Source organism: Lysobacter tyrosinilyticus, from assembly GCF_054779815.1.
In genome coordinates this window covers 1,178,902-1,202,959 of record NZ_BAAGXN010000001.1, presented here as the reverse complement: position 1 = coordinate 1,202,959, position 24,058 = coordinate 1,178,902, and the positions used below count along the sequence as shown (strand labels likewise).

The following is a 24,058-nucleotide window of genomic DNA, read 5'->3' as shown; positions in this document are numbered from 1 at the left end:
ATGAGCCGGCTGGTCATGGTGTCCAACCGGATCGCGCTCCCGGGCGAAGCGCGTGCGGGCGGCCTCGCAATAGCGTTGAAAGCCGCGATCGAGGAATCGGGAGGGCTCTGGTTCGGCTGGAGCGGCCACGTCGCCGCGGAATCCGGCCGCATGCATGCGCAGGACGTCGGCAATATCCGTTACATCACGATCGATCTCTCCGAACAGGACCGCGACGACTACTACAACGGCTTCGCCAATCGCACCTTGTGGCCGCTGCTGCATTTCCGCATGGACTTGGTCGACTACAGCCGCGAGACCTATGCGGGCTACCAGCGCGTCAATGCGCTGTTCGCCGAACGCCTCGCGCCATTGCTGCAGGACGACGACGTGGTGTGGGTGCACGATTACCACCTGATTCCGCTCGCACAATTGCTGCGCGAACGCGGCGCGCGGTGCCGGCTTGGGTTTTTCCTGCACGTACCCATGCCCTCATCGGATCTGTTGGCGGCTCTGCCCGACCATCGCAGGCTCTTCGAGAGTCTGTCGGCCTATGATCTGGTCGGCTTCCAGACCGAACGCGACCTCGAGCGCTTCCAGGATTACGTGCGTCTGTTCGGCCGCGGCCGTGTGGTCGAACACGGCATGCTCGAGACCGCCGAAGGTCGCCCGCTGCGCGCCGGCGCCTTTCCGATCAGCATCGACACCGCACGCATCAGCACGCTGGCGGCCAAAGCCGTCGGCAAGGCCAGCGTGAAGCGGCTCGCCGCGAGCCTGTCGGGTCGCGCGCTCGCAATCGGCGTGGACCGACTGGATTATTCCAAGGGATTGCCGGAGCGCTTCCGCGCCTTCGAGCGCTACCTGCTACGCCATCCTGAGCAGCGCGGCCGCATGACCTACTTGCAGATCGCGCCGGTCTCGCGCGGCGAAGTGCCCGAATACCGCACGCTGCGCCAGGAACTGGAACAACTCGCCGGCCACATCAACGGCACCCACGCCGATGCGGACTGGACACCGGTGCGCTACGTCAACCGCAACTACCCACACGCCTCGCTCACCGGCTTCTATCGCCTCGCTCGGGTAGGACTGGTCACGCCGCTGCGCGACGGCATGAACCTGGTCGCGAAGGAATTCGTCGCCGCCCAGGACAGCGAGGACCCTGGCGTGCTGGTGCTGTCGAGTTTCGCCGGCGCCGCTCGCGAACTGACGCATGCGCTGCTGGTGAATCCCTACGATCTCGATGGCGTCGCCGATGCAGTCGCGCGTGCCGTCGCCATGCCGCTGGAAGAGCGACGCGAACGCTGGCAGGCGATGATAGGTCGGCTGCGGCAGCACGACATTACTGCGTGGCGACAGCACTTCCTCGCCACGTTGCGTGCCGCCTGATCAGTCGAGGAAACGGTCGGCGAGGCCGGCCGGTGGCAGCAGGCAGGTCTCGTTGCGACCGAACCAGCGATAGCGGTTGCGTGCCAACCAGCGATAGACGCGATCGCGCAACGACTGTGGCATCGCGTGCAGCAGCATCGCCACTCGCCACAGACCGCCCAGCCCACTGACGACCCGAACGATCGCCTCGGTATCGCTCCAGGCCTTGCCGTTCTCCACCAGCAGGAACGAGACGGGATCGTCCGGGTTCAGGCCGTGACGGACCAGCAATGCACGACCATTGATCTTCTGCATGGCGGCGAAGCGATAGCGGCCTTGTCGATCGTGTCGCAGCAGAAACTGCACCCAGCCGTTGCACAGCACGCATACACCATCGAAGACGATGACCGCACGCGAATCCTGGTCAGCAGACATCGAGCCATCCTCGATAGCGCACCAGCAGTCCAGCGATCGGCAATGCCGCGACGACGTCGAAACAGTAGCGGTCCGCCTGCTGGAATTCGCGCGCACCGACCTCGCGGAACCAGCGCGCCGGCAAGGCGATACCGAAAACGCGCACGTGCGCCACGTTCCAAACTATGGCTTCGTCCGCCACCTGCAGACGGAAGCCGAACGTCACCAGCCCCAGGCGCTCGCACAACAGGTCATCGCGGGCCCACAAGTGCGACGGCATGGCATGCCCCGCGACATGGCGGATCCATCGCTCCGCGGTAGGGCTGGCATCGATGTCCACCGCAATCGGCCCGCTGCCCGCGGGCGGCAAATGCGTCGCCCAGGCGCACAGGCGCGAGAGCCAACCGCGCCCGCGTTCGACGCTCACTTCGCCCAGCCACCGCTGCGGACCGGCGTGCAGATGCAGCGCGCGTACCCGTGGCGGCAACGTTTCGAAGGCTGCACCGAGCAGCGCCGGAAATAGCAGGCGTTGCTGCGGGGCGTTCAACGCGCTGGGTCCATCCATATCAACGACGCCATGCGTCCGGTGCGCTGATCGCGGCGATGCGAATAGAAGCGCTGCGGATCGGAGATCGTGCAGAGATCGCCGCCATGAATGTCCGCCGCCGCGACGCCCGCCGTCTGCAGGCGCATTCGCGCGAGCGCGTACAGATCGACACGCCAGTGACCAGGACGCGTCGGCACGAAAGCCGCATCCGCGCGCCGGTCGGGCACCACGAAGGCCTCGTAAACCTCCGCCCCGATTTCGTACTGCTGCGGCCCGGCGGCCGGTCCCAGCCAAGCGATCAGTTCGCCTGGCGCCGAGTCCATCGCCGCGACGGTGTGCTCGAGCACGCCCGCGGCCAGTCCGCGCCAACCCGCGTGCGCGGCGCCGATTTCGCTGCCGTCCTTCGCGCACAGCAGTACCGGCAGGCAATCGGCGGTCAGGATGGCGAGCACCACGCCCGGCGTCGATGTAACCGAGGCATCGCCGCAGGGAATCGCGGCGCGTCCTTCGTCATCCCCTGATTCGGTTCCGCTGACCTGGCGCGCGGTGCTTTCGTCGAAACGCCACACGCCCGTGCCATGCACCTGCCGCAGCCAATGCGGCGCGGCGGGCAGACCCGCGTTCTGGATCAGCAAGGTCCGGTTGTGCTGGACCGCATCCGGGTCGTCGCCGGAATTTGTGCCCAGATTGAAGCGGTCGAACGGCGGCTGCGAGGCGCCCTCGCCCTGCCGCAAGGTCGTGAATGCATGCACCGTTCCAGGTGCAGGCCAGTTCGCGAACAGGAGCGAGCTGGTCGAAGCCGGCTTCGTCATTACTGTCGACCCGCGGCCTTCGCAGCCGCGGTGTCATCGTGCAGCGCCTTGACCAGCGCGCGCATGTCGTCAGGCATCGGTGCGCTGCAGCGCACTGGCTCGCCCGTCACCGGGTGCGCGAACTCGAGCACTTCGGCATGCAGCGCCTGGCGACGGAAGCCGCGCAGGCCCTCGATCAGCTCCGGCGTTGCGCCCTTGGGCAACTTGAGCGGGCCGCCGTAGAGCGGATCGCCGATGATGGGGTGCTTGAGATGGGCCATATGCACGCGGATCTGGTGCGTGCGACCGGTTTCCAGGCGGCACTCGAGCAGCGTGTGGGCGCGGAAGCGTTCGCGCAGGCGGAAGTGCGTGACCGCATCCTTGCCGTCATCGCGCACAGCCATGCGGATGCGGTCGCGCGGATGGCGATCGATCGGTGCATTCGCGGTACCGCCGGAAACCAGCGCGCCCACCACGACGGCCAGGTACTGGCGATGCACTTCGCGCGAGGACAGCTGCTCGATCAGCGCAGTGTGCGCCGGCAGCGTGCGTGCAATCACCATCACGCCGGAGGTGTCCTTGTCGAGGCGATGGACGATGCCGGCGCGCGGCAACGCGTTGAGGGCCGGGTCGCGATGCAGCAGCGCGTTGACCAGCGTGCCGGCCGGATTGCCCGCGCCCGGGTGCACGACCAGACCGGCCGGCTTGTTGATGACGAAGACGTGCTCGTCCTCGTACAGCACGTCCAGGGCGATGTCTTCGGGCTCGGAGTGCGTCTGCACCTCGAGCACCACTTCCAGGGTGACGGTCTCGCCACCGCGGACCGGATCGCGCGGGCGGACCTCGCGGCCGTCCAGGCGGGCGTCGCCGGACTTGATCCAGGCAGACAGGCGCGAGCGCGAGTAGTCGGGGAAAAGTTCCGCAAGCACGGCGTCGAAGCGACGGCCGGCGCTGGTGTCGGGAACGATGGCGGAGAGTTGGGAAGCGGAACCGCTCATGAGGTGGAAATGGTTCAGGGGGCGGATCGCCGGGCTGCTATTATCCGGGTTTCGTGCCTCCGGCGTCCGTACAGCCTTGCCCATGACCCCCAGCCGTAACCGTCTCGCTCCGCGCGCCCTGCTCTGCCTGCTGCTGATCGCCGTCCTCGCCGGTTCGGGCTGCGCCCGGGTCAAGGGCGCGTTCAAGGACAAGGACGCCAATGAAGGCCAGCCGGTCGAACAGCTCTACGACAAGGCCCATCGTCTGATGACCCACGGCAATTGGAACGGCGCCGAAATCGTATTCAAGCGCCTGGTAGCCCAGTACCCGTACGGCCCCTATACCGAACAGGCGCTGGTCGAAACCGCTTACGCCCAGTACAAGGCGGGCAAGCACGACGACGCGGTCACCAGCATCGACCGCTTCATCCGCACCTACCCGACCCATCGCAACACCTCCTACATGTACTACCTGCGTGGCCTGGTCGATTCCAGCCGCCAGACCGTGTTCCTGCAGAAGGTGTGGCGCCTCGACTCGAGCCGTCGCGACCTGGCCACGCCGCAGCAGGCCTACAACGACTTCCAGATCGTCACCGAGCGCTACCCCAATAGCCGCTACGCCGAAGACGCGCGCAAGCGCATGGCCGAGCTGCGCAATGTCTTCGCCCGTCACGAGCTGGACGTCGCGCTGTACTACCTGCGCCGCACCGCCTACGTCGCCGCCGCCGACCGTGCCAAGCGCGTGCTCGAGACCTACCCGGAGAGCAAGTACCAGAACGACGCCGTGGCCACGCTGGCTGCCGCCTACACCGGCCTGGGTAACACGACGCTGGCCGACGACGCCAAGCGCGTGCTGGAAAAGAACGACCCCAACCACCCGTATCTGAAGGGTGAGTGGCCCGACTATCCGAGCAATCTGCGCAAGCTCAATCCATTCGCGGGCGAAAAGTCGCCGATGGACAACGACCGGCGCTGATCCGCGCAATGATGTGAACAACGCCGCCTCCGGGCGGCGTTTGTTTTTCTGCGCAATGATCAGGTCCGCGCTGGCGCAACACTGTGGTGCCTCGATGCCGGGCCATGCAGCGCTCCCTGGTTGCACACTGCCCGCTCCCCACCGGATGACATCCCATGAGCCAGCCTGAAGTGCTCCATTACGCCGCCTTCACCGATCGTCCCGACGGCGGCAACCCGGCGGGCGTGGTGCTCGACGCGCGAGGTCTGGATGAAGCCCGGATGCTGGCGATCGCCGCGAAGCTGGGCTATTCCGAGTCGGCCTTCCTGTTTCCAAGAGGCGACGATCCCCGCGCGGATGGCAGCTATGACATCCGCTACTTCGCCCCGACCTCGGAAGTCCGCTTCTGCGGCCACGCGACGATCGCCACGGCCGTCGCCCTGGCCGAGCACCGCGGTGCCGGCACCCGCACGTTCCATACGCGGGCCGGCGAAGTGGTGGTCGATTCGCGCATCAGCGATGGTCGCGTCCAGGCCACGCTGACCAGCGTCGAGCCGTACATCGAGGAAGTACTAGCGGCGGTGGCCGACGAACTGACGGCCGCGCTGGGCCTGTCTGTCGCGCAACTGGATGAGGCCTTGCCGGCCCGGTTCGCCTATGCCGGCGGCCGCGAGTTCATCCTGGCCGTGCGCACGCGCGAGCAACTGGCGGCACTCGCCTACGACTTCGATGCGTTGCTGCAGTTCTGCCACCGCCACGACCTACAGGGCGGCATCGTGGTGTGGCGCGAATCGCCGGAGGTCTACCACGCACGCGGGCCGTTCCCGGTCGGTGGCGTGATCGAAGATCCGGCCACTGGCGCGGCGGCGGCCGCATTCGGCGCCTACCTGCGCGAACTGGAACTCGTCTCCGTACCGAGCACCATCGTCATCCACCAGGGCGTGGACATGGGACGCCCGAGCCTGCTCACCGTGGATATCGGCGTGCGTGGGGGTATTCGCGTCAGCGGCCAGGCGGTGAAGATTCCGCAGATCGATGCGTGATCGCGCCAGGGGCACGCGTCAGTTGCGACACGTTCAAACGTGCCGCAACGCGTGGGATTTACTTGCCGTCCACGTATCCGTTGGTGATGGGATAACGCCGCTCACGTCCAAATGCGCGCCGGGAAACCTTCGGCCCTGGCGCCGCCTGGTGGCGTTTCCATTCGCTGATCCGCACTAGTCGCAACACCCGCTCCACCGTCGCCACATCGAAGCCGGCAGCGATGATCTCCGCGCCCGACTGCTCCAGGTCGACATGCCGATACAGGATCGCGTCGAGCACGTCGTACGGCGGTAGCGAATCCTGGTCCTTCTGGTTCTCGCGCAGTTCCGCCGAGGGCGGCCGGTCGATCACGCCCTGCGGAATGACCAGGTCTCCGACGGTGTTGCGCCAGTTTGCCAGCGCGAACACTTCGGTCTTGTAGAGATCCTTCAGCGGCGCGTACCCGCCGCACATGTCGCCGTAGATCGTCGCGTAGCCGACGGCGTACTCGCTCTTGTTGCCCGTGGTCAGCAGCAGGCCACCGAACTTGTTGGTGAGCGCCATCATGATCGCACCGCGACTGCGCGACTGCAGGTTCTCCTCGGCAATATCGACCGGCTTGCCGGCGAACTGCTCCGAGAGCGCATCGAGGAAGCCGGTGAACGCCTTCTCGATCGGCACGGTGATCATGCGCACGCCCTGGGCGCGGCACTGCTCCTCGGCCAGGTCGTTGGACAGACCGGCGGTGTAGCGCGAGGGCATGCGCACCGCGGTGACGTTCTCCGCTCCCAGCGCATCGATCGCGATGGCCAGCACCAGCGACGAATCGATGCCGCCGGACAGGCCCAGCCACACCTTGGTGAAACCGTTCTTCGCGCAGTAGTCGCGGGTGCCACGCACGACCGCACGCCAGGCCAGCGCGTCGCGACTCTCGTCGCCTTCGTCCATCCACCGCACGGGTGCGAACTTGCGCGTATCCGGATCGAAGTCGACCACCAGCCATTGGTCGGTGAACGCGGCCGCGGCCGGATGCACGGCGCCATCGCCGTCGGCGACGACCGAAGCGCCATCGAATACCAGCGCATCCTGACCGCCCACCACATTGAGATAGGCCACCGCCGCGCCGGTTTCCTTTGCGCGCTGCGCGAGCAGTTCGTCGCGCTGCACGTGCTTGTCGCGCTCGAAGGGCGAGGCATTGGGCACCAAGACAACCTGTGCGCCGGCCGCCACCGTCTGCGCGATCGGTTCGGGGAACCAGAGGTCTTCGCAGATGATCAGGCCGACCTGCGTGCCGTTGAGCTCGAACACGCAGTTGTCGCGGTCGGGATCGACATCGAAGTAGCGTCGCTCGTCGAAGACGGCGTAGTTGGGCAACTCGCGCTTGCGGTAGGTGTGTGCGATGGCGCCGTCGCGCAGCACGCTGGCCGCGTTGTAGACGACGGCTCCTGCTGCCTGCGGCCAGCCCACGATGGCGACGATGCCCTTCGTGGCCTGGGCGATGCGTTGCATGGCGGCCTCGCAATCGGCCAGGAAGCTTGGGCGCAACAGCAGGTCTTCTGGCGGATAGCCGCTCAGTGCCAGTTCCGGAAACAACACGACGTCCGCGTCGTACTCCTCCCGCGCCACCGCGATCATCTCGATGATGCGGTCGGCGTTCTTCGCCACCGCGCCGACCGGGAAATCGAATTGCGCCATCGCGATCCGCAACGCCATGCCCTGCTCCAGCCGCGCCTCCGCAGCGGAGGCCTGAATGTCACGCGCATTTTAGCGCGCAACCCCAGGTCAACTGTGCAGCCCCGCGTCGGGGTCGTGCCGCTTTGTAGAGCGGAGCTTGCTCCGCTGCTTCTGAGGGAAAGAGCAACGGCAGCGGAGCAAGCTCCGCTCTACAAGGAACGGGGCGAAGCTGTCTGCTGAAGCGGCCTCACGTCCCGGTGAGTTCCCTCACCGGCGCCGGCTTCCCATTCGCATCCAGCGCGATCATCACGAAGCGGCCGCGCGTGCACAGGTGTCGAGTGCCGGCGTGCGGATCTTCGGTATGCAGCTCGACCTCGACCTGCATGGAACTGCGACCGACTTCGACGATGCGCGCCACCAGCTCCACCAGCTGCCCCTGCCGTACCGGCACATGGAAATCGACCTGCTCGGAGCGCGCCGTCACCACGGTGCGACGCGCATAACGCGTGGCAGCGATGAAGGCCGCCTTGTCCATCCAGGCCAGGGCGCGTCCGCCGAACAGGGTCCCCAGATGATTGGTGTCGTCCGGGAAAACGATTTCCCACAGCCGTGCCTCACGCGACGCGGCCACATCTTCAGAACGCATCGTCAAACCCGACCGAACCGCTGATGCCGACCTGATATGCCGACACGCGCCGCTCGAAGAAATTGGTGAGTTCCTGAACGTCCTGCAGGTCCATGAACGGGAACGGATTCTTCGCACCAAATTCGGGTACGAGGCCCAGCGCGGACAAACGCAGATCGGCGACGTATTCCAGGTACTGGCGCATCTCGCGCGGCGACAAGCCATTGACCCCGCCCGAGAGCACGTCGGCAGCGAAACCGGCCTCGACCTCGATCGCTTCACGCAACATAGCGCGCACGTCGCTCTCCATGCCGGCGTCGAACAGGCCCGGATCTTCGGTACGCACGGTGCGGATCACTTCGAAGGCAAACGCCATGTGCCCGGATTCGTCGCGGAACACCCAGTTTGTACCCGCAGCCAGGCCCGGCAGCAGGCCGCGCGAACGCAGGAACCACACGTACGCGAACGCGGCGAAGAAGAACAGGCCTTCGATACAGCAGGCGAAGCAGATCAGATTCAGCAGGAAGGCCCGGCGCTGCTCGCGCGTCTCCAGGCGCTGCAGCGACTGGACCGAATCCATCCACTTGAAGCAGAACTCGGCCTTGGCCTTGATCGACGGAATGTTCTCGATCGCGTCGAACGCTTCGGCACGGCGCGCCGGATCGGGAATGTAGGCATCCAGCAGGGTCAGGTAGAACTGTACGTGCAGCGCTTCCTCGTACAACTGGCGCGACAGGTACATGCGCGCTTCGGGCGCATTGATGTGCTGATACAGGTTCAGCACCAGGTTGTTGGCGACAATGGAATCGCCGGTGGCGAAGAACGCGACCAAACGCTCGATCAGATGGCGATCGGCCGGCGTGAGCTTGTGGCGCAGGTCATTGAGATCGATGCCGAAGTCGATTTCCTCCACGGTCCAGGTGTTCTTGATCGCGTCCTTGTACATCTCGTAGAACGCGGGGTAACGCATCGGCCGCAGGGTGAGGGCAAAGCCGGGATCGAGGAGATGGGAGGGCATCACTGCGGACATTGGGTTTCTCATTTTTGTCCTTCTACCCGCTAGCGGGAGAAGGTGGTTGCTGTTCCCTTCTCCCTCCGGCGCCCGAAGGGTGTCCAGAGGTGAGAAGGTGGCGCGAAGCGCCGGACGCCCCGAAGGAAGTACCCTCGGGGTATGAGGGTTCGGCGAAGCGATCTCGCGCAACTGACGTATTCAATGGGGGCCTAGAGATTCCCGCTTCGCCGAACCCTCACCCCAACCCTCTCCCGGAGGGAGAGGGAGCTAAAAGCACAAACAGATGGAGCGGTGGCGACCACATCCCTGCGCGCGGCCATCCCTGGCAATCGCCACCGTTCCAAAGCGATTACTGGCAGGCCTCGCAGGCCTCCGGGTTTTCCAGCGAGCACGCCATCGCCTGCTGTTCGGTGTACACGGGTGCTGCCACCGTCGCTTTCGCAATCCGCGTAGCCGGACGCGAGCGCAGGTAATACGTCGTCTTCAGCTTCGACTTCCACGCATACATGTACATGGACGACAGCCGGCCGATATTCGGGCTCTCCATGAACAGATTGAGCGACTGCGACTGGTCGAGATACGGCCCGCGCGCTGCGGCCAGATCGATCAGCGCCTTCTGCGGCAATTCCCACGCGGTGCGATACACGGCCTTTAGGGCATCGGGAATGCCCGGGACGTTCTGGATCGAGCCTTCGGCCAGCTTGATCGCATCGCGGGTCTGCTCGGTCCACAGGCCCAGCTTCTTCAGCTCGTCCACCAGGTAGCGGTTGATCTGCAGGAAATCGCCCGACAGGGTCTCGCGCTTGAACAGATTGGACACCTGCGGCTCGATGCACTCGTAGCAGCCGGCGATGGAGGCAATCGTCGCGGTCGGCGCAATCGCGATCAGCAGCGAGTTGCGCAGGCCATGCTGGGCAATGCGCTGCTTGAGCGCTTCCCACGCCGCGGTTTCGGTCGGCGTGATGCCCCACAAGTCGAACTGCAGCGCACCGGCGGCCGCACGCGTCTCGGCGTAGCTCGGATGCGAACCGTGCTTCTCGGCCAGCTCGCACGAGGCCTCCAGTGCGTGCAGATAGATGCGCTCGGCGATCTTCGTCGACAGCTGCAACGCTTCGTTGGAATCGAACGGCAGGCGCAGCTTGAAGAACACGTCCTGCAAACCCATCACGCCCAACCCGACGGGACGCCAGCGCAGGTTGGAGCGACGCGCGGTCTCGATCGGATAGAAGTTGAGATCAATGACGCGATCGAGCTGGCGCACGGCCACACCCACGGTTTCGCCCAGCTTGTCGAAATCGAAGGCGAGCTTGCCGTCGTCGTACTGCACGAGGTGCTGGGCCAGGTTCACCGAACCCAGGTTGCACACCGCGGTTTCTTCCGCGGAAGTCACTTCAAGGATTTCCGTGCATAGGTTCGACAGATGCACGGTGCGGCCGGGACCGACCTGGTTGCAGGTGCGGTTGGAGGCGTCCTTGAACGTCATCCAGCCGTTACCGGTTTCGCCCAGCACCTTCATCATGCGGGCGTACAGCTCGCGTGCCTTGATCGTCTTTGCCGCCAGGCCCTGCTGCTCGGCCTGCACGTAGGCGCGCTCGAAGCTCTCACCCCACAGGTCGACAAATTCGGGGACTGCGTACGGATCGAACAGCGACCAGTCGCCATCCATTTCCACGCGCTGCATGAACAGGTCCGGCACCCAGTTGGCCAGGTTGAGGTTGTGCGTGCGGCGTGCCTCGTCGCCGGTGTTTTCGCGCAACTCGAGGAATTCCTCGATATCTGCGTGCCAGGTCTCGAGGTAAATGCATGCGGCGCCCTTGCGCTTGCCGCCCTGGTTCACCGCCGCGACCGAGGCGTCGAGCGTCTTCAGCCAGGGCACGATGCCGTTGCTGCGACCGTTGGTGGAACGGATCAGCGAACCGCGCGAACGGATGCGCGTATAGGCCTGGCCGATGCCACCGCTGAACTTGGACAGCTGCGCTACATCGCCATAGCGCGCATAGATGTCGGTGAGCGAATCCTGCGGCGAATCCAGCAGGAAGCACGACGACAGCTGTTCGTGGCGCGTGCCGGAATTGAACAGGGTCGGCGAGCTGGGGATGTAGTCCAGCGACGACATCAGCTTGTACAGCTCCAGCGCGGCCGATGGTGTCTCGGTCAGCGATACCGCGATGCGCATGAAGAACTGCTGCGGCGTCTCGATCACGCTGCGGCGCTGCGGGTGCTTGAGCAGGTAACGGTCGTACAGCGTGCGCAGGCCGAAGTATTCGAAGCGCTGGGTCTGCGTCGCATCGATCGCGTCGTTGAACTTGCGCGCGTTGGTTTCGACAACCTCGCGCACGCGGTCGTTGATCAGTCCGAGTTCGTGGCCGATGACGATCGACTGCGAGAACGAATGCACGCCCAGGCCCGACACTTCCTTGTCGATGTAGCCGGCGAGCAGGCGCGCAGCCAGGCGCGCGTACTGCGGTTCTTCGGCGGTGAACGCGGCGGCGGTACGAATCGACAGTTCGTCGAGCTCGCGCGTGGTCGCACCGTCGTAGATGCCGGCGATGGTCTTGAGCGCGACCCGCATCGGGTCGATCTCATTGAGGCCCTCGCCGCAGCGCGTTACGGCGCGCACGATCTTGTTGACGTCGACCGGTTCCTTGCGGCCGTCGCGCTTGGTGATCGCCATGGTCGCCGGGGCGTGCGGCGGGGTCAGGGCGAAGCTGGATTGCGCCGCACCGTTCGTGCTGTAGGCAGGCGTCGCTTCGCGCACGGCGTTGTCGCGCTCGGCGACTTCGGGCGCAGTGGTCAGGGTCTCGGTATTCATGGCTCTCCTCTCCGGGATGGATGTGGAGAGGAAGCGAAAGCGGTCGCACGCGCTGCGATTGGAAGTCGCCCACGATCAACCGGCCCTCGCCCCCTCGGGCGAGCCGGCATCGACGCGGAAGAATCGGAAACGGCGCGACGGCCAGGACGCATCCCGGCAGAGTCGACCGTCGCTCCCCGCGGAGACGCCTGGCCAAACAGCCGCCTCGCGGCGACCGGTCGTGGCAGGTTTTCGGGCTTCCGGTCGGGACGGGCCAAGCCCGTCGTTCCTACTGCGCGTCGCTTCCCAGCTGTGTCCCGTTGCGGGACAAGGCCAGTGCCATTGACGCGGGTCGTTACCGGTTACCGCTGCGGGGCAGCTCCGGAATCGGTCGTTGCAACGACCTCACCGGATTCCCTTTAAGCCTTCCCCTGGCGGGGTCGACACCATCGACGACCACAAGATAGTGTGGGCATGCGGATCGGTCAACACGAAATGTGCCGTAATACGCCAAAGCCAAGCAGAATCTGCTTTTCTAGTTGCCCGCCTCCGTGCAGCCTGCCGGGAAACAGCCGCGTTCGCGCGAAACAAGAGCAATCGCCTCGTCATGATTATCAAACCGGCCCTCGCGTCATTCCCCGACAGCTCGCCAGAAACAGCGATCCAGATCCATCAGAGCGGCCCCTGGCTCACCGCGCATTTCGCGGCCCCGCACAGGATGCTGAGCTGGGCGATCGTCGGTGGCGGCCGTCATCGCACCCGCGACGTGGCGTGGCTACAGGTGCGCGATGGCGACCTTCGCCCGCCCCTGGACGCACGCGAGTTCCTGCTCGAGCGCCTGCGCGAACGCGGACTGGACGACGCGGTCGGGCTGATGACCAGCGCCAGCGTGGCGACCTACACGGACGAATGCGTGCAGTGGGGCAACATCACTGCACGCTGCATCGCCACCGTGGGCATGGGCAACGCACTGCGCGCCGGCGACCTGCCCGGCACTGCCGCGCGTATTGGCACGATCAATATGCTGTGCGCGCTCGATCATCCACTAGGTGAAGACGCGCACCTGGAAGCCCTGGCGCTGGCCGCGGAAGCTCGTGCATTGGCTGTGCGCGAAGCCAATATTCCCAGCACACGCAGTGGCGAACCGTCTTCCGGCACCGGTACCGATTGCATCGTCGTGGCGGCACCTGATCATGCCGGCGGTGCACGTTACGCGGGCAAGCACACCGAAGTCGGCCATGTGCTTGGCGCCGCCGTTTATGCCGCTGTCTCGCAAGGACTCGCACACTGGAATGCCGCGCACGCCAAGGCGGTCTGAACTCGTCATGGCCGATGCGCACGAGCGCATCGGCCATGACGGCTACGGCTATCGCCAGCCGGCTCAAGTCTTCCCGCACCCTGCGTCGCAGGCGTGGCAGCGCGCGCCCAAATGCCAGCATGCGATCGAACTTCTCCGCATCGCGCACTTTTCGCCAGCGCGCGTGATGGCGATATTGCTTGCGACCACGCGCATCGCGACCGGTCGCTTGCAGGTGACCGTTGTCGCGACCGCGATGCGCAGAAAAGAAAGGGCCGCCTATCCGGCGGCCCTTTCTGCTACTGCGTTGTGCGCGTCAGGGCGCCGGGGTCGTCGCCGGGCCTGCCTGCTGTGGTCCGTTGGCGCCACCGAAGCTGAGACGCAGCGCGAACGTATCGCCGTCCAGGTCGCTGGCCTGCTCACGGCGGTACAACATCGACAGCTGCCAGCCTGCGGCCAGTTCCACATCGAAGCCGCCACCCAGCACGAAGGTGTTCGAGTTGTACGTACGCATCGCCAACGCGTAATCGGAAGCCACCGGCTGCACGACGTAATTGATCGCCGCGTCGCCGTCGTTGCGCAAGGCATCGCGGTATTCGATCGACCAGAACGGACGGAAGGCGCGCGCGCCCCAGTTCCGGGCGTAGCTGCCTTCGATACCGAACGCAGCGCTGGTGCTTTCAATCGTCTGCTCGCGGTACATCAGGTCGTAGATGCCCAGACCCGTCTCACGATACGCATCCAGCGTGGTGCGCGTTACGTCCAGGCGCCCGTAGCCCGTAAGGGCGCTGCGTGCATTGCGCTGCTCGTAGCCCAGGCTCAGCGATGCGAAGCGCTGCTCGCCTTCGCGCTTGGCGGTTGCCGTGGCGCCGGCCAGTTCGCTCCAGCGGGCGATGTCGAAGTCGAGGCGACCCCAGCCCATCAGGCCATCCACAAACACGTGCTCACCTCCGCGCCACAAGCCATACGCGGAGAGTGAACGCTGGTCGGCATCGAGATCCGAACGATGCTCGTCGAAGTCGGTGTCGTTCCAGCCGAAGCCACCGGCCAGGCCGACTACAGCGTCGTGACCGACACGGCGATCGATGCCCACGCTGACACCGTCGCTGCGGAAGTCGAAGCCGTCGGAGTTAGCATTGCCGTCGCGCTCGCCCATCGTGACCGCACCGGCCGTCCACACGCCCCAGCCCCGCGGCGCGGTTCCGTTGTCCAGGGCATTGCCCATCACCGGCAACGACAGGCTCTGACCACGAGCGCCACTCATGTTGAAGGTCAGGCCGTTGTGCGACGGATTGTCGCCATTGGCCGAACGCAGCTGGCGCAGGCGGTCGCGGATGTTGGACTGCTGCGCGGTCGCGAAGCGGACGCTGGCATCGATCTGTGCCTGCAGACCGCCCACCACGCCGGGATCGCGCGTCGGGTCAGGACGCGCTGCCACGGTGAGCGTGGTCGTGATGGAACCGGCCGTGTAGTTGCCGGCTGCCGCCTGCGTCGCGGTGAGCGTGGTGGCGCCCGCGCCGACGATGGTGACCGTGCTTCCACTCACCGTCGCCACCGACGGGTTGCTGCTGGCGTAGGTGAACGCGCCTGCGCTGTTGCTGGCCGGCGGCGGAAGGTTGAAGCTGGCTTCGCCGAGCGTCTTCTGCAGCGGAACGAGCCACGCGAGCTGCGGAGTCGCGGCGGCGATGGTGACGTTGAGGCTCACCTGCGGTGCGGCGCTGTAATTGGTACTGCCGGCCTGGTTGGCGGTGACGGTGCACGTGCCGATGCTGCCGATGGTCGCCGTGTTTCCGCTAATCGAGCACACAGTCGGCGTCGTGGTGGCGAAGATCACCGGGTTACCCGATGCACCACCGGTCGCGGACAACGCGAACGTGCCGTTGGCCGAATACACCGGCGCACCGGGATTGGCGGCAAAGCCGGTGATCGCCTGCGTGGCGGCCGCGATGGTCACGTCCAACACGGCTTGCGGCGCGGCGCTGTAGCTTGCGTCGCCCGCCTGATCGGCGGTCAGTGAACACGTACCCGCCGACAGCATCGTCACCGTATTGTCGCTGACGGTACACACCGACGTCGTCGTGCTGCCGAACACCACCGGACTGCTCGAAGGACCACCCGTTGCCGACACGTTGAACGTACCGTTGGGCGCATACACCGGCGAGGACGGCGTCGCGATGAAGTTGGCGATCGTCTGCGACGCCGGGGAAATCTCGACCTGCAACGCGACCTGCGGCGCGGCGGTGTAGTTGGCGTTGCCCGCCTGATCGGCGGTCAGTGAGCAGGTACCCGCCGACAGCATCGTCACGGTGCTGCCACTGACGGTGCACACCGACGGTGTGCCCGAACCGAACACGACCGGATTGCCCGAGCCCCCACCCGTTGCCGACACGCTGAAGGTACCGTTGGGCGCGAATACCGGCGCGGTCGGATTGGCCGCAAAGCCGGTGATCGTTTGTCCGGCCTGACCCACCGCGAACGTGTACGCCTGGTTGCCGGCGAATCCGTTGGCCGATGTCGCCGTAACCGTGAAGTTGAAGCTGCCAGCCGCCGTCGGAGTGCCCGACAGGGTGCCGGCCGCGGACAGCGTCATGCCACCTGGCAACGCGCCGGAAGCAATCGAGAACGTGTAGGGCGCTGTTCCGCCATTGCCGCTGCTCGCGGTCAGCGTCTGCGAATACGCAGCGTTGTAAGTCGCGGCCGGCAGGTTGGCCGGGGTGATGCCCACGGTCACCGTGGTGCATGTCAGCGCTACCGTCGCGTCCGCGGCGATGGCGGTGCCGCTGGGAGGATTCACGCTGCACAACTGCCCGCTGGGCGCCGTGATCACGCTGATGTTCCAGTTCGCCCCTGCGGGCAGCTCGCTGGCGAACGCGAAGCTGGTCGCGCCGGCCGCCACGACCACCTGCTGGGTGCTCGTGGGATTGGTGGCGTCGAGTTGCAGCGTCACGTTGCCGGTCTGACCGCTTGCGTTGCCGCCCACGCTGAACGTCGGAGCCGCGAAACAGATCAGCGCCGCGCCGTTGCCGGCCTGCACGCCGTTGTTGATCGTGACCGCCGTCAGGCCGGTCGCGCCCGAGCTGCCGCCCGCGCCGCCACCGCCGCCGCCGTTCCAGTTCTGCTGGCAAGCGGTGGTACCGACGCCGGCACCGCCACCGCCCGCGCCGACCGTGGCACCGCCACCACCGCCGCCACCGAAGCCGGCGCCGGAGAAGGAACCGGAGAAATTGAAGGAGTCGCCGCCGTCGCCGTTGGCCGCGTTGCCGGCCGTGGCCGGGAAGCTGCCGCAACCGCCGCCGCCCGCACCACCGGTGCCGACCGCGCCGCCGCCGCCGCCGAACGGACCGGGCCCGCCGGGCACGTTGGCGCCCGCACCACCCGTGCCGCCGCCGCCCACACCGCCGGCGCCGCCGGCGATGACATTGGCCGTGCTCCAACCGGCGTTGCCACCACCGCCACCACCGCCGGCGATGCCGACCCGGTTGCCGATACCGTTGCCGCCGACGCGAATATCGGTGGCACCACCGCCGATGCCATCGACACCCTGGCCGATGCCGCCGGGATTGACCGCCTGTGAAGCCTGTCCGCCGACCCAGATGGACAGCGTGGCGCCCGGCGTGACCGCCAGCGTGCCCCGCACACGTCCACCCAGGCCGCCCGTACCACCCGGAGAATTCGGGCTGCCGCCGATCGTGCCGGCGCCGCTGCGACCGGCACCGCCCTGCGCACCGCTGAGGTAGACGGTGAGCGAATTCACGCCGGCCGGAACCGTCATCGTCTGCTCACCGCCGGTGAAGCCGAACGCCGCCGGCGTCTCGCCGACTGCGCAGCTCTGCGCCTGCAAGGGCGCGGACAACGTCATCGCCAGCAACGCCAGACAGCCAGATAACCACTTGCCGGGCGAGGCGCGCCGATGCCCGATCGCGCTTCCGCTTTTCGCACGCGCCATCCGCGGAGCGATCCGCTCCGTACTCCGAATGCTCATGTTTTCCCCTTGTTGGATCCCCACGAGCGCGTCGAATCGCTGCTCGCCCCACCTGGCAAAGGTCCGGCCGCGAGGCCGACACTGTGCGCAAGGTCACAGATCGTGCCAGATGGAGCGATGGGTTTGCGAGCCTTTTGCCGAATCGGTTATTTCGGCGGCCCGGGCGCAAAAACAAAAAGGCCGCCCGGAGGCGGCCTTTCTGACGCTCGCGAGTCTGTTACTTGGCGAGACGCTTGGCGATCGCCGCACCCAGATCGCCCGGCGACTTCACCGTGGTGACGCCTGCAGCTTCCATCGCGGCGAACTTGCCTTCGGCCGTGCCCGAACCGCCCGAGGCGATCGCACCGGCATGGCCCATGCGCTTGCCCTTCGGCGCCGAGGCACCGGCGATGAAGCCGACCACCGGCTTGGTCACGTACTTGCTGATGAACTCGGCCGCTTCCTCTTCAGCCGAGCCGCCGATCTCGCCGACCATGATGATGCCTTCGGTCTGCGGGTCGTCCTGGAACCACTTCAGCGCGTCGATGAAGTTGGTGCCGTTGATCGGGTCGCCGCCAATACCAATACAGGTCGACTGGCCGAGGCCGACGTCGGTGGTCTGCTTGACGGCTTCATAGGTCAGCGTGCCGGAGCGCGACACGATGCCGATCTTGCCCGGCTTGTGGATGTGGCCCGGCATGATGCCGATCTTGCACTCGCCCGGAGTGATCACGCCGGGGCAGTTCGGACCGACCAGCACGACGTCGTCGTAGCCGTTGAGGGTGTTCTTCACGCGCAGCATGTCGAGGACCGGAATGCCCTCGGTGATGCACACGATGACCTTGATGCCGGCATCGGCGGCTTCGAGGATCGCGTCGGCCGCGAACGGCGGCGGCACGTAGATGACGGAGGCGTCGGCGCCGGTTTCGGCGACGGCTTCAGCCACGGTGTTGAAGACAGGCAGGCCCAGGTGCTGCGTGCCGCCCTTGCCCGGGGTCACGCCACCGACGACCTTGGTGCCGTAGTCGAGCATCTGCTCGGCGTGGAAGGTACCCTGCGAGCCGGTGAAGCCCTGCACGATCACCTTGGTGTTCTTGTTGATCAAAACGCTCATGGGATCGTTATTCCTTACTTGCCAGCGACGGCCGCAACGGCCTTCTTCGCGCCGTCGTTGATGTCGTCGGCCGGGGTGATGGCCAGGCCGGAGTTCTTCAGCAGCTCCTTGCCGGCTTCCACGTTCGTGCCTTCGAGGCGGACGATGACGGGAACCTTGACATCGACTTCCTTCACCGCGGCGATGATGCCGTCGGCGATCATGTCGCAGCGGACGATGCCGCCGAAGATGTTGACGAAGATCGCCTTCACCTTGTCGCTCGACAGGATCAGCTTGAAGGCTTCGGTCACGCGTTCCTTGGTGGCGCCGCCGCCGACGTCGAGGAAGTTGGCCGGCGAACCGCCGTTGAGCGAGATCACGTCCATCGTGGCCATGGCCAGACCGGCGCCATTGACCATGCAGCCGATGTTGCCGTCCATGGTGACGTAGTTGAGGTCGTGCTGGCTGGCCTTGACCTCGGTCTCGTCTTCCTGGCGGATGTCGCGCATCGCGGCCAGTTCGGCGTGGCGGAAGGTCGCGTTGTCGTCGGAGTTGATCTTGCCGTCGAGCACGGCGAGGTCGCCGCTGGTCATGATGGCGAGCGGGTTGAGCTCAACCAGGGCCAGGTCCTTTTCATGGAACAGCTTGAACAGGCCCAGCATGATCTTGGTCAGCTGACCGACCTGCTTGGCGTTGAGGCCCATGGCGAAACCGAGGTCGCGGCACTGGTAGGCCTGCAGGCCCTGCACGTAGTTCACGTGCAGCGTGTGGATCGCTTCAGGCTTCTCGTGCGCAACCTGCTCGATGTCCATGCCGCCTTCGGCGGAGGCGATGAAGGTGACGGACTGGGTGCTGCGGTCGACCAGCACCGACAGGTACAGTTCCTTGGCGATGTCGGTGGCCTGGGTGACCAGCACGCTGTCGACGGGCAGTTCCACGCCGGCAGTCTGGTAGGTGGCCATCTTGGTGCCGAGCATGCCCTTGGCGTACTCGCGCACTTCATCCAGGGTCTTGGACAGCTTCACGCCGCCGGCCTTGCCGCGGCCGCCCGCGTGGATCTGGGCCTTGACCACCCAGAAGTCGCCACCGATGGCCTTGGCGGCATCGACCGCTTCTTCCGGCGTGCGCGCTACGCGCCCGGCCGGCACCGCAATGCCGTAGTCGGCAAAGAGCTGCTTTGCCTGGTATTCGTGGAAATTCATGCGTCACCGAGGGGAAAGAAAGAGCCCGCGCCGGGATCACGGCCATCGGCCGCCGCGCGGGGCCGGCATTGTCGCGCATTTCATGCTTCGCACGAAATCCCAAGGTGCTGCGCACCTTGGGCCCCGCTACGTACTACCAATCCCCGCCCCTGTCGGGGCGCCCCCGGGGCTCTTCTCCAGCCAGCGCCCCGACCCCGTCGGAGCTCCGTGGGCCCGATGCCCCCATATACTCGACGCGCTAGCCTCTGATACGGACTTCCGCTTGTCGACCAACCCCGCCGCCGAAGCCGACAGCGCGCTGCGCCGCGAGCTGCATTTCTTCACTCTGTACCGGCTGCTGGAAGCGGCGCTGCTGACCTTCCTGCTGTTCGGCCCGGTCCGCGACTACATCAGCCAACCGCGCGATGAAGGCATCGCCAAGGCCACGGCGCTGATCTATCTGTTCGCCGCCACGCTGTTGTTCCTGATACGCAAGCGCGGCGATCTGCGCCTGCAGGCCCTCATCGGTGTCGCCTTCGATCTGTTCTTCGGCATCCTGGCGGTGTACGCATTGCCGGGCACGCGCGCGGGCATCGTGCTGATGCTGATGTTCAACGTCGGCGCGGCGGCGCTGCTGCTACCGATGCGGGTGGGCCTGGGTATCGCAACCGTCGCCGCCGCTGGCCTGCTCATCGAGTACTTCTGGGGCGTGACCGGCGAGGGCAGCGCCCGTGGGGTGGGCGAACCACTGATGTTCGCGACGGGTTACATCGCCATCGCCACGCTGACCAATGTGCTCGGCCGACAGATGCGCGAAAGCGTTGATCTGGCCGCAAGACGCGGTGAAGACGCAGCCTCGCTCGCGGAGGTCAACGAACTCATCATCCGCCGCCTGCGCACCGGCGTGCTATTGGTCGACGGACGCGGCCACCTTCGTCTGGCCAATGAAGCCGCCATGCTGCTGTTGAGCGACAGCAGCGACCATCCCGGCGAAGGACGCGACCTGCTGTTGGCGGCCCCGCCACTGGCCGCGCGACTGGCCGCATGGCGCGAAACCGCGGCGACGAACGACACCCCGCTGCAGCTTGCCGCCGACCTGCCCCAGGTCGTGCCCCGCTTCACCCGACTGCGCGCCGGCAGCGATCAGGTGCTGATCTTCCTGGACGACACCAGCATGGTGTCGCGCCAGGCCGAATCCCTGACGCTCGCCACGTTGGGGCGCTTTTCCGCCAGCTTGGCGCACGAGATCCGCAACCCGCTGGCGGCGATCAACTACGCCGTGCAGCTGCTGGAGGAATCCAAGGACCTGCCCACCGCCGATCTGCGGCTGCTCGAAATCGTGCGCCAGCAGGGCCATCGCATGAACGGGATCGTCGAAAACGTGCTTGGCCTGGCTAGGCGCGAACCGGCCAAGCCGGAGCATGTCGATCTGATTTCGTTCACCCGCCGCTTCGTCGAGGACTACGCGGTCAGTCACCCGCTGGAACAGGACACGCTGCGCGCTACCGGCACACCTCGCACCCTCAATACGTTGGTCGATCCCCGCCAGTTGCATCAGGTCCTGACCGCCCTGGTCTACAACGCCCTGACCTATGGCCGCCTGCCGGGCGAACCCGCACGCGTCACCGTACACGTCACCGTGGACAACACGGGCGCCCCTACCCTCGACGTGCTCGATCGCGGCCCCGGCGTACCGGAATCGGTCGCGGCCCAGCTGTTCCGGCCGTTCTTCACCACATCCGGGCACGGCACAGGCCTGGGGCTGTATATCGCCCGCGAACTGTGCCGCGCCAACCAGGCGACACTGGACTACGTAGCCATGCCCGGCGGCGGCGCCTGCTTTCGGATCGGGTTGTCGGCACCAAGCCCGCTGATGGCCGGTTGAACCAACAACGGAACGGAGTCCGGCATGGCCGCAATCACAACCGTTCAGCCAATCCGCGACACACTGCGCTTGGCCGCGCCCCGGCCGTTCCGTTATCGTGTCGTCGCGCGGAGGAGCGGATGACGGATACACGCAGTGCACTAATAATCGACGACGAGCGCGATATCCGCGAGCTGCTCGTCATGACGTTGGGCCGGATGGGCCTTCGCTGCGACACAGCCGCAACCGTCGCCGACGCGCGCGCCCAGCTGGCGCGCAACACCTATGATCTGTGCCTCACCGACATGCGCCTGCCCGACGGTTCGGGCATGGAGCTGATCGCCGAGATCAGCCAGAAGCATCCGAACACCCCGGTCGCCATGATCACCGCCTTCGGCAATGTCGAAGCCGCGGTGGAAGCGCTGAAGGCGGGGGCCTTCGACTTCGTCGCCAAACCGGTCGACCTGCCGGTGCTGCGCGACCTCGTCCGCCACGCCCTCGACCTGCGCGAAAAGCGGCGTACGACCCCGAACGACATCGTCGCCGCCCGTTTCTACGGCGATTCGCCCGCGATCGCCGAGCTGCGCCAGACCATCGCCAAGGTCGCCCGCAGCCAGGCCCCGGTCTACATCGCCGGCGAATCCGGCGTCGGCAAGGAGCTGACCGCCCGCACCATTCACGAGCAGGGACCACGCGCCAGCGGCCCATTCGTACCGGTCAACTGCGGCGCGATCCCGGCCGAGCTGATGGAAAGCGAGTTCTTCGGCCACAAGAAGGGCAGCTTTACCGGCGCTCATGCCGACAAGCCAGGCCTGTTCCAGGCAGCCGATGGCGGCACCCTGTTCCTGGACGAAGTCGCCGAGCTGCCGCTACCAATGCAGGTCAAGCTGCTGCGCGCGATCCAGGAAAAGTCGATCCGGCCGGTCGGCGCGAATGCGGAACTCAATGTCGACGTCCGCATCCTTTCGGCCACGCACAAGAATCTCGCAGCCCTGGTCGAGGACGGCCGTTTCCGTCACGACCTGTACTACCGCATCAACGTTATCGAGCTGCGCGTCCCGCCGTTGCGCGAGCGCCTGGAAGACCTGCCCGGTCTGGCCGAGCGCGTGCTGACCCGGCTCGCCGGCACCCAGGGCCGAGCGATCCCGTCGCTGTCGCAGGAGGCGCTTGCTGCCCTGCGCGCGCATCCGTTCCCCGGCAACGTGCGCGAACTGGAAAACGTTCTGGAACGAGCGATGGCCCTGGCCGACGGCGAACGGATCGAAATCGACGACCTGCGCCTGCCGAAGCCACAACCTGCCACGGCGGCCGCGATCGCGGCCGGGCATTCGACCGTTTTCGGCCCCGCGCCCACGACCCTGCCGCACTACAGCCCGGTGGCGCCGACCGCGCCGCCCACCGATCCCCGGGCCACCGGCACCCATGCCGCCCTTGATCCGCGCGCCCTCAATCCCCGCGACACCGCCAGCAGCCGCCTGCCCGAATACATCGAGCAGATGGAGCGCCAGGCGATCGAGCAGGCCCTGCAGGAAAACCGTTTCAACAAGACGCGGACGGCGGCGGCCCTGGGGATCACCTTCCGTGCATTGCGGTACAAGCTAAAGAAGTTGGGGATCGACTGATCCCGGCGCCGAGCGCCTGCCAGCGCCCAAACAAAACGGCCGCGAGTCTCGCGGCCGTTTTGTTTTGCATCTCCTGAAAGTCGGACTGCGCACGGGGAACCGCGCTGCCCGGCCGGACCAACTGACAACTAACGTCGCTTAGTGACGTCGAATGTCACTCTTGGCGAACCACCCCTTTTCCGGCCCGATTCGAACCCGTGATCGCCTACCCAGTTCGAAAAATCAATGCCGCAGGTTCGGCATTGGCATGCCCCATGCGTATACATTCACTGCACGTGCAGCGTTGCACGGCTGCCCATCGGATAGGAACAGAGGCGATGCGGCACGTGAAGTCAAACTACACTCCTAGGGGAACACCATGAAGAAGCAGCAAGGCTTTACCCTCATCGAACTGATGATCGTCGTCGCGATCATCGCCATCCTGGCCGCCATCGCTCTGCCGGCCTACCAGGACTACACCATCCGCGCCCGCGTCTCGGAAGCTGCCGTGCTGGCTTCGGGTGCCAAGGCCACCGTCGCCGAAAACATCGCCAACAACGGCGGCATTATCGCTGCTGGCGCCTGTAAGGGCGTGGACACCACCGCTCCCGCAACGGTCAATGTCGCGACCTTCGGCTGCACCGATGCCACGGGCGTGATCACCGTCGGCACGACCGCGAAGGCCGGCTCGGTGACCCTCGTCTTCACCCCGAGCGCCGGCGCCGGCGCTGCCGGCACCACCTGGGCCTGCTCCAAGACGGCAGGCGCCGACAAGCACGTTCCGGCCGAGTGCCGCTAAGCACGAGCTTCGAATTGGCTGTCACGAGACCCCGGGCAACTGGGGTCTTTTTTCGGCTCCTTGGCATAGATCATGCGTCAGATCTTCGTGCACAGAGCCAAGGGCGGCC

General features: G+C 66.1%; 18 protein-coding genes, 1 pseudogene and 1 riboswitch. Of the genes and pseudogenes, 7 read left to right on the top strand and 12 right to left on the bottom strand.

Going from position 1 to position 24,058, the window contains the following annotated elements; genetic code table 11:
* Positions 1-1,365, top strand: a complete 1,365-nt coding sequence (otsA, locus tag ACYVGK_RS05135; protein ID WP_460732158.1) for an alpha,alpha-trehalose-phosphate synthase (UDP-forming) — start codon at positions 1-3, stop codon at positions 1,363-1,365.
* On the opposite strand, the gene ACYVGK_RS05130 is transcribed toward otsA, so the two are convergent.
* Genes ACYVGK_RS05130 through rluD form a run of 4 tightly spaced genes read right to left on the bottom strand, consistent with a single transcriptional unit; the run spans position 1,366 to position 4,094 of the window.
* Positions 1,366-1,779, bottom strand: a complete 414-nt coding sequence (locus tag ACYVGK_RS05130) for a thiol-disulfide oxidoreductase DCC family protein (protein ID WP_460732157.1) — start codon at positions 1,777-1,779, stop codon at positions 1,366-1,368.
* Entirely contained in the window at positions 1,769-2,323 is a 555-nt protein-coding gene (locus ACYVGK_RS05125; RefSeq protein WP_460732156.1) for a DUF4166 domain-containing protein, read from the bottom strand. Before ACYVGK_RS05125 ends, ACYVGK_RS05130 begins: the two co-directional genes overlap by 11 nt.
* Positions 2,302-3,117 carry a peptidoglycan editing factor PgeF gene (gene pgeF / locus ACYVGK_RS05120; RefSeq protein ID WP_460732155.1) on the bottom strand — a complete coding sequence of 272 codons (816 nt, stop codon included), beginning with the start codon at positions 3,115-3,117 and terminating at the stop codon, positions 2,302-2,304. Before pgeF ends, ACYVGK_RS05125 begins: the two co-directional genes overlap by 22 nt.
* The gene (rluD, locus tag ACYVGK_RS05115) at positions 3,117-4,094 is read right to left on the bottom strand and encodes a 23S rRNA pseudouridine(1911/1915/1917) synthase RluD (protein WP_460732154.1); all 978 of its coding nucleotides are present in this window, start codon (positions 4,092-4,094) and stop codon (positions 3,117-3,119) included. Before rluD ends, pgeF begins: the two co-directional genes overlap by 1 nt.
* 82 nt (positions 4,095-4,176) lie before the next feature.
* Here rluD and ACYVGK_RS05110 point away from each other — a divergent pair, with 82 nt between their 5' ends.
* Both ACYVGK_RS05110 and ACYVGK_RS05105 read left to right on the top strand, forming a co-directional pair.
* Positions 4,177-5,049: an outer membrane protein assembly factor BamD gene (locus ACYVGK_RS05110; protein WP_460732153.1), complete on the top strand. Its 873-nt coding sequence runs from the start codon at positions 4,177-4,179 to the stop codon at positions 5,047-5,049.
* Between the two features lie 155 nt (positions 5,050-5,204).
* Positions 5,205-6,071 carry a PhzF family phenazine biosynthesis protein gene (locus ACYVGK_RS05105; RefSeq protein ID WP_460732152.1) on the top strand — a complete coding sequence of 289 codons (867 nt, stop codon included), beginning with the start codon at positions 5,205-5,207 and terminating at the stop codon, positions 6,069-6,071.
* Positions 6,072-6,129: 58 nt separating this feature from the next.
* Here ACYVGK_RS05105 and ACYVGK_RS05100 read toward each other — a convergent pair whose 3' ends face one another.
* From ACYVGK_RS05100 to ACYVGK_RS05085, 4 genes are all read right to left on the bottom strand, one after another.
* Complete coding sequence (locus ACYVGK_RS05100; protein ID WP_460732151.1) at positions 6,130-7,764, bottom strand: NAD+ synthase; 1,635 nt, start codon at positions 7,762-7,764, stop codon at positions 6,130-6,132.
* A gap of 208 nt (positions 7,765-7,972) precedes the next feature.
* Positions 7,973-8,371: an acyl-CoA thioesterase gene (locus tag ACYVGK_RS05095; RefSeq protein WP_460732150.1), complete on the bottom strand. Its 399-nt coding sequence runs from the start codon at positions 8,369-8,371 to the stop codon at positions 7,973-7,975.
* The gene (locus ACYVGK_RS05090) at positions 8,361-9,368 is read right to left on the bottom strand and encodes a ribonucleotide-diphosphate reductase subunit beta (protein ID WP_460732149.1); all 1,008 of its coding nucleotides are present in this window, start codon (positions 9,366-9,368) and stop codon (positions 8,361-8,363) included. The genes ACYVGK_RS05095 and ACYVGK_RS05090 overlap by 11 nt, the downstream gene beginning before the upstream one ends.
* 343 nt (positions 9,369-9,711) lie before the next feature.
* On the bottom strand, positions 9,712-12,036 hold the full coding sequence (locus ACYVGK_RS05085; protein WP_460732449.1) for a ribonucleoside-diphosphate reductase subunit alpha: 2,325 nt from the start codon (positions 12,034-12,036) through the stop codon (positions 9,712-9,714).
* Between the two features lie 343 nt (positions 12,037-12,379).
* A riboswitch (cobalamin riboswitch) is annotated at positions 12,380-12,619 on the bottom strand.
* A gap of 141 nt (positions 12,620-12,760) precedes the next feature.
* On the opposite strand from ACYVGK_RS05085, the gene ACYVGK_RS05080 reads away from it, so the two are divergent.
* Entirely contained in the window at positions 12,761-13,471 is a 711-nt protein-coding gene (locus ACYVGK_RS05080) for an adenosylcobinamide amidohydrolase (protein WP_460732148.1), read from the top strand.
* On the opposite strand, the pseudogene ACYVGK_RS05075 reads toward ACYVGK_RS05080, so the two are convergent.
* The 4 genes and pseudogenes from ACYVGK_RS05075 to sucC form a co-directional block, all read right to left on the bottom strand.
* A pseudogene (locus ACYVGK_RS05075) lies at positions 13,470-13,694 on the bottom strand (DNA topoisomerase IB); the annotation flags it as partial. The gene ACYVGK_RS05080 and the pseudogene ACYVGK_RS05075 sit on opposite strands and share 2 nt — an antisense overlap.
* Positions 13,695-13,766: 72 nt before the next feature.
* Positions 13,767-17,432, bottom strand: a complete 3,666-nt coding sequence (locus ACYVGK_RS05070) for an autotransporter domain-containing protein (RefSeq protein WP_460732147.1) — start codon at positions 17,430-17,432, stop codon at positions 13,767-13,769.
* Between the two features lie 217 nt (positions 17,433-17,649).
* Complete coding sequence (gene sucD / locus ACYVGK_RS05065; RefSeq protein ID WP_460732146.1) at positions 17,650-18,525, bottom strand: succinate--CoA ligase subunit alpha; 876 nt, start codon at positions 18,523-18,525, stop codon at positions 17,650-17,652.
* A 14-nt stretch (positions 18,526-18,539) separates the two neighbouring features.
* Positions 18,540-19,706 carry an ADP-forming succinate--CoA ligase subunit beta gene (gene sucC, locus ACYVGK_RS05060; RefSeq protein ID WP_460732145.1) on the bottom strand — a complete coding sequence of 389 codons (1,167 nt, stop codon included), beginning with the start codon at positions 19,704-19,706 and terminating at the stop codon, positions 18,540-18,542.
* Between the two features lie 262 nt (positions 19,707-19,968).
* Between sucC and ACYVGK_RS05055 the strand changes: the two genes are divergently transcribed.
* From ACYVGK_RS05055 to ACYVGK_RS05045, 3 genes are all read left to right on the top strand, one after another.
* Positions 19,969-21,570, top strand: coding sequence for a sensor histidine kinase (locus ACYVGK_RS05055; protein WP_460732143.1), 1,602 nt, complete (start codon positions 19,969-19,971; stop codon positions 21,568-21,570).
* A 119-nt stretch (positions 21,571-21,689) separates the two neighbouring features.
* The gene (locus ACYVGK_RS05050) at positions 21,690-23,171 is read left to right on the top strand and encodes a sigma-54-dependent transcriptional regulator (RefSeq protein ID WP_460732141.1); all 1,482 of its coding nucleotides are present in this window, start codon (positions 21,690-21,692) and stop codon (positions 23,169-23,171) included.
* 358 nt (positions 23,172-23,529) lie between these two features.
* The gene (locus ACYVGK_RS05045; protein WP_460732140.1) at positions 23,530-23,949 is read left to right on the top strand and encodes a pilin; all 420 of its coding nucleotides are present in this window, start codon (positions 23,530-23,532) and stop codon (positions 23,947-23,949) included.
* Positions 23,950-24,058: the final 109 nt, after the last annotated feature.

Coding starts and splice junctions, on each gene's coding strand:
- otsA (WP_460732158.1), top strand. CDS start 1: ATGAGCCGGCTGGTCATGGTGTCCAACCGGATCGCGCTCCCGGGCGAA.
- ACYVGK_RS05130 (WP_460732157.1), bottom strand. CDS start 1,779: ATGTCTGCTGACCAGGATTCGCGTGCGGTCATCGTCTTCGATGGTGTA.
- ACYVGK_RS05125 (WP_460732156.1), bottom strand. CDS start 2,323: ATGGATGGACCCAGCGCGTTGAACGCCCCGCAGCAACGCCTGCTATTT.
- pgeF (WP_460732155.1), bottom strand. CDS start 3,117: ATGACGAAGCCGGCTTCGACCAGCTCGCTCCTGTTCGCGAACTGGCCT.
- rluD (WP_460732154.1), bottom strand. CDS start 4,094: ATGAGCGGTTCCGCTTCCCAACTCTCCGCCATCGTTCCCGACACCAGC.
- ACYVGK_RS05110 (WP_460732153.1), top strand. CDS start 4,177: ATGACCCCCAGCCGTAACCGTCTCGCTCCGCGCGCCCTGCTCTGCCTG.
- ACYVGK_RS05105 (WP_460732152.1), top strand. CDS start 5,205: ATGAGCCAGCCTGAAGTGCTCCATTACGCCGCCTTCACCGATCGTCCC.
- ACYVGK_RS05100 (WP_460732151.1), bottom strand. CDS start 7,764: ATGGCGTTGCGGATCGCGATGGCGCAATTCGATTTCCCGGTCGGCGCG.
- ACYVGK_RS05095 (WP_460732150.1), bottom strand. CDS start 8,371: ATGCGTTCTGAAGATGTGGCCGCGTCGCGTGAGGCACGGCTGTGGGAA.
- ACYVGK_RS05090 (WP_460732149.1), bottom strand. CDS start 9,368: ATGCCCTCCCATCTCCTCGATCCCGGCTTTGCCCTCACCCTGCGGCCG.
- ACYVGK_RS05085 (WP_460732449.1), bottom strand. CDS start 12,036: ATGGCGATCACCAAGCGCGACGGCCGCAAGGAACCGGTCGACGTCAAC.
- ACYVGK_RS05080 (WP_460732148.1), top strand. CDS start 12,761: ATGATTATCAAACCGGCCCTCGCGTCATTCCCCGACAGCTCGCCAGAA.
- ACYVGK_RS05070 (WP_460732147.1), bottom strand. CDS start 17,432: ATGAGCATTCGGAGTACGGAGCGGATCGCTCCGCGGATGGCGCGTGCG.
- sucD (WP_460732146.1), bottom strand. CDS start 18,525: ATGAGCGTTTTGATCAACAAGAACACCAAGGTGATCGTGCAGGGCTTC.
- sucC (WP_460732145.1), bottom strand. CDS start 19,706: ATGAATTTCCACGAATACCAGGCAAAGCAGCTCTTTGCCGACTACGGC.
- ACYVGK_RS05050 (WP_460732141.1), top strand. CDS start 21,690: ATGACGGATACACGCAGTGCACTAATAATCGACGACGAGCGCGATATC.
- ACYVGK_RS05045 (WP_460732140.1), top strand. CDS start 23,530: ATGAAGAAGCAGCAAGGCTTTACCCTCATCGAACTGATGATCGTCGTC.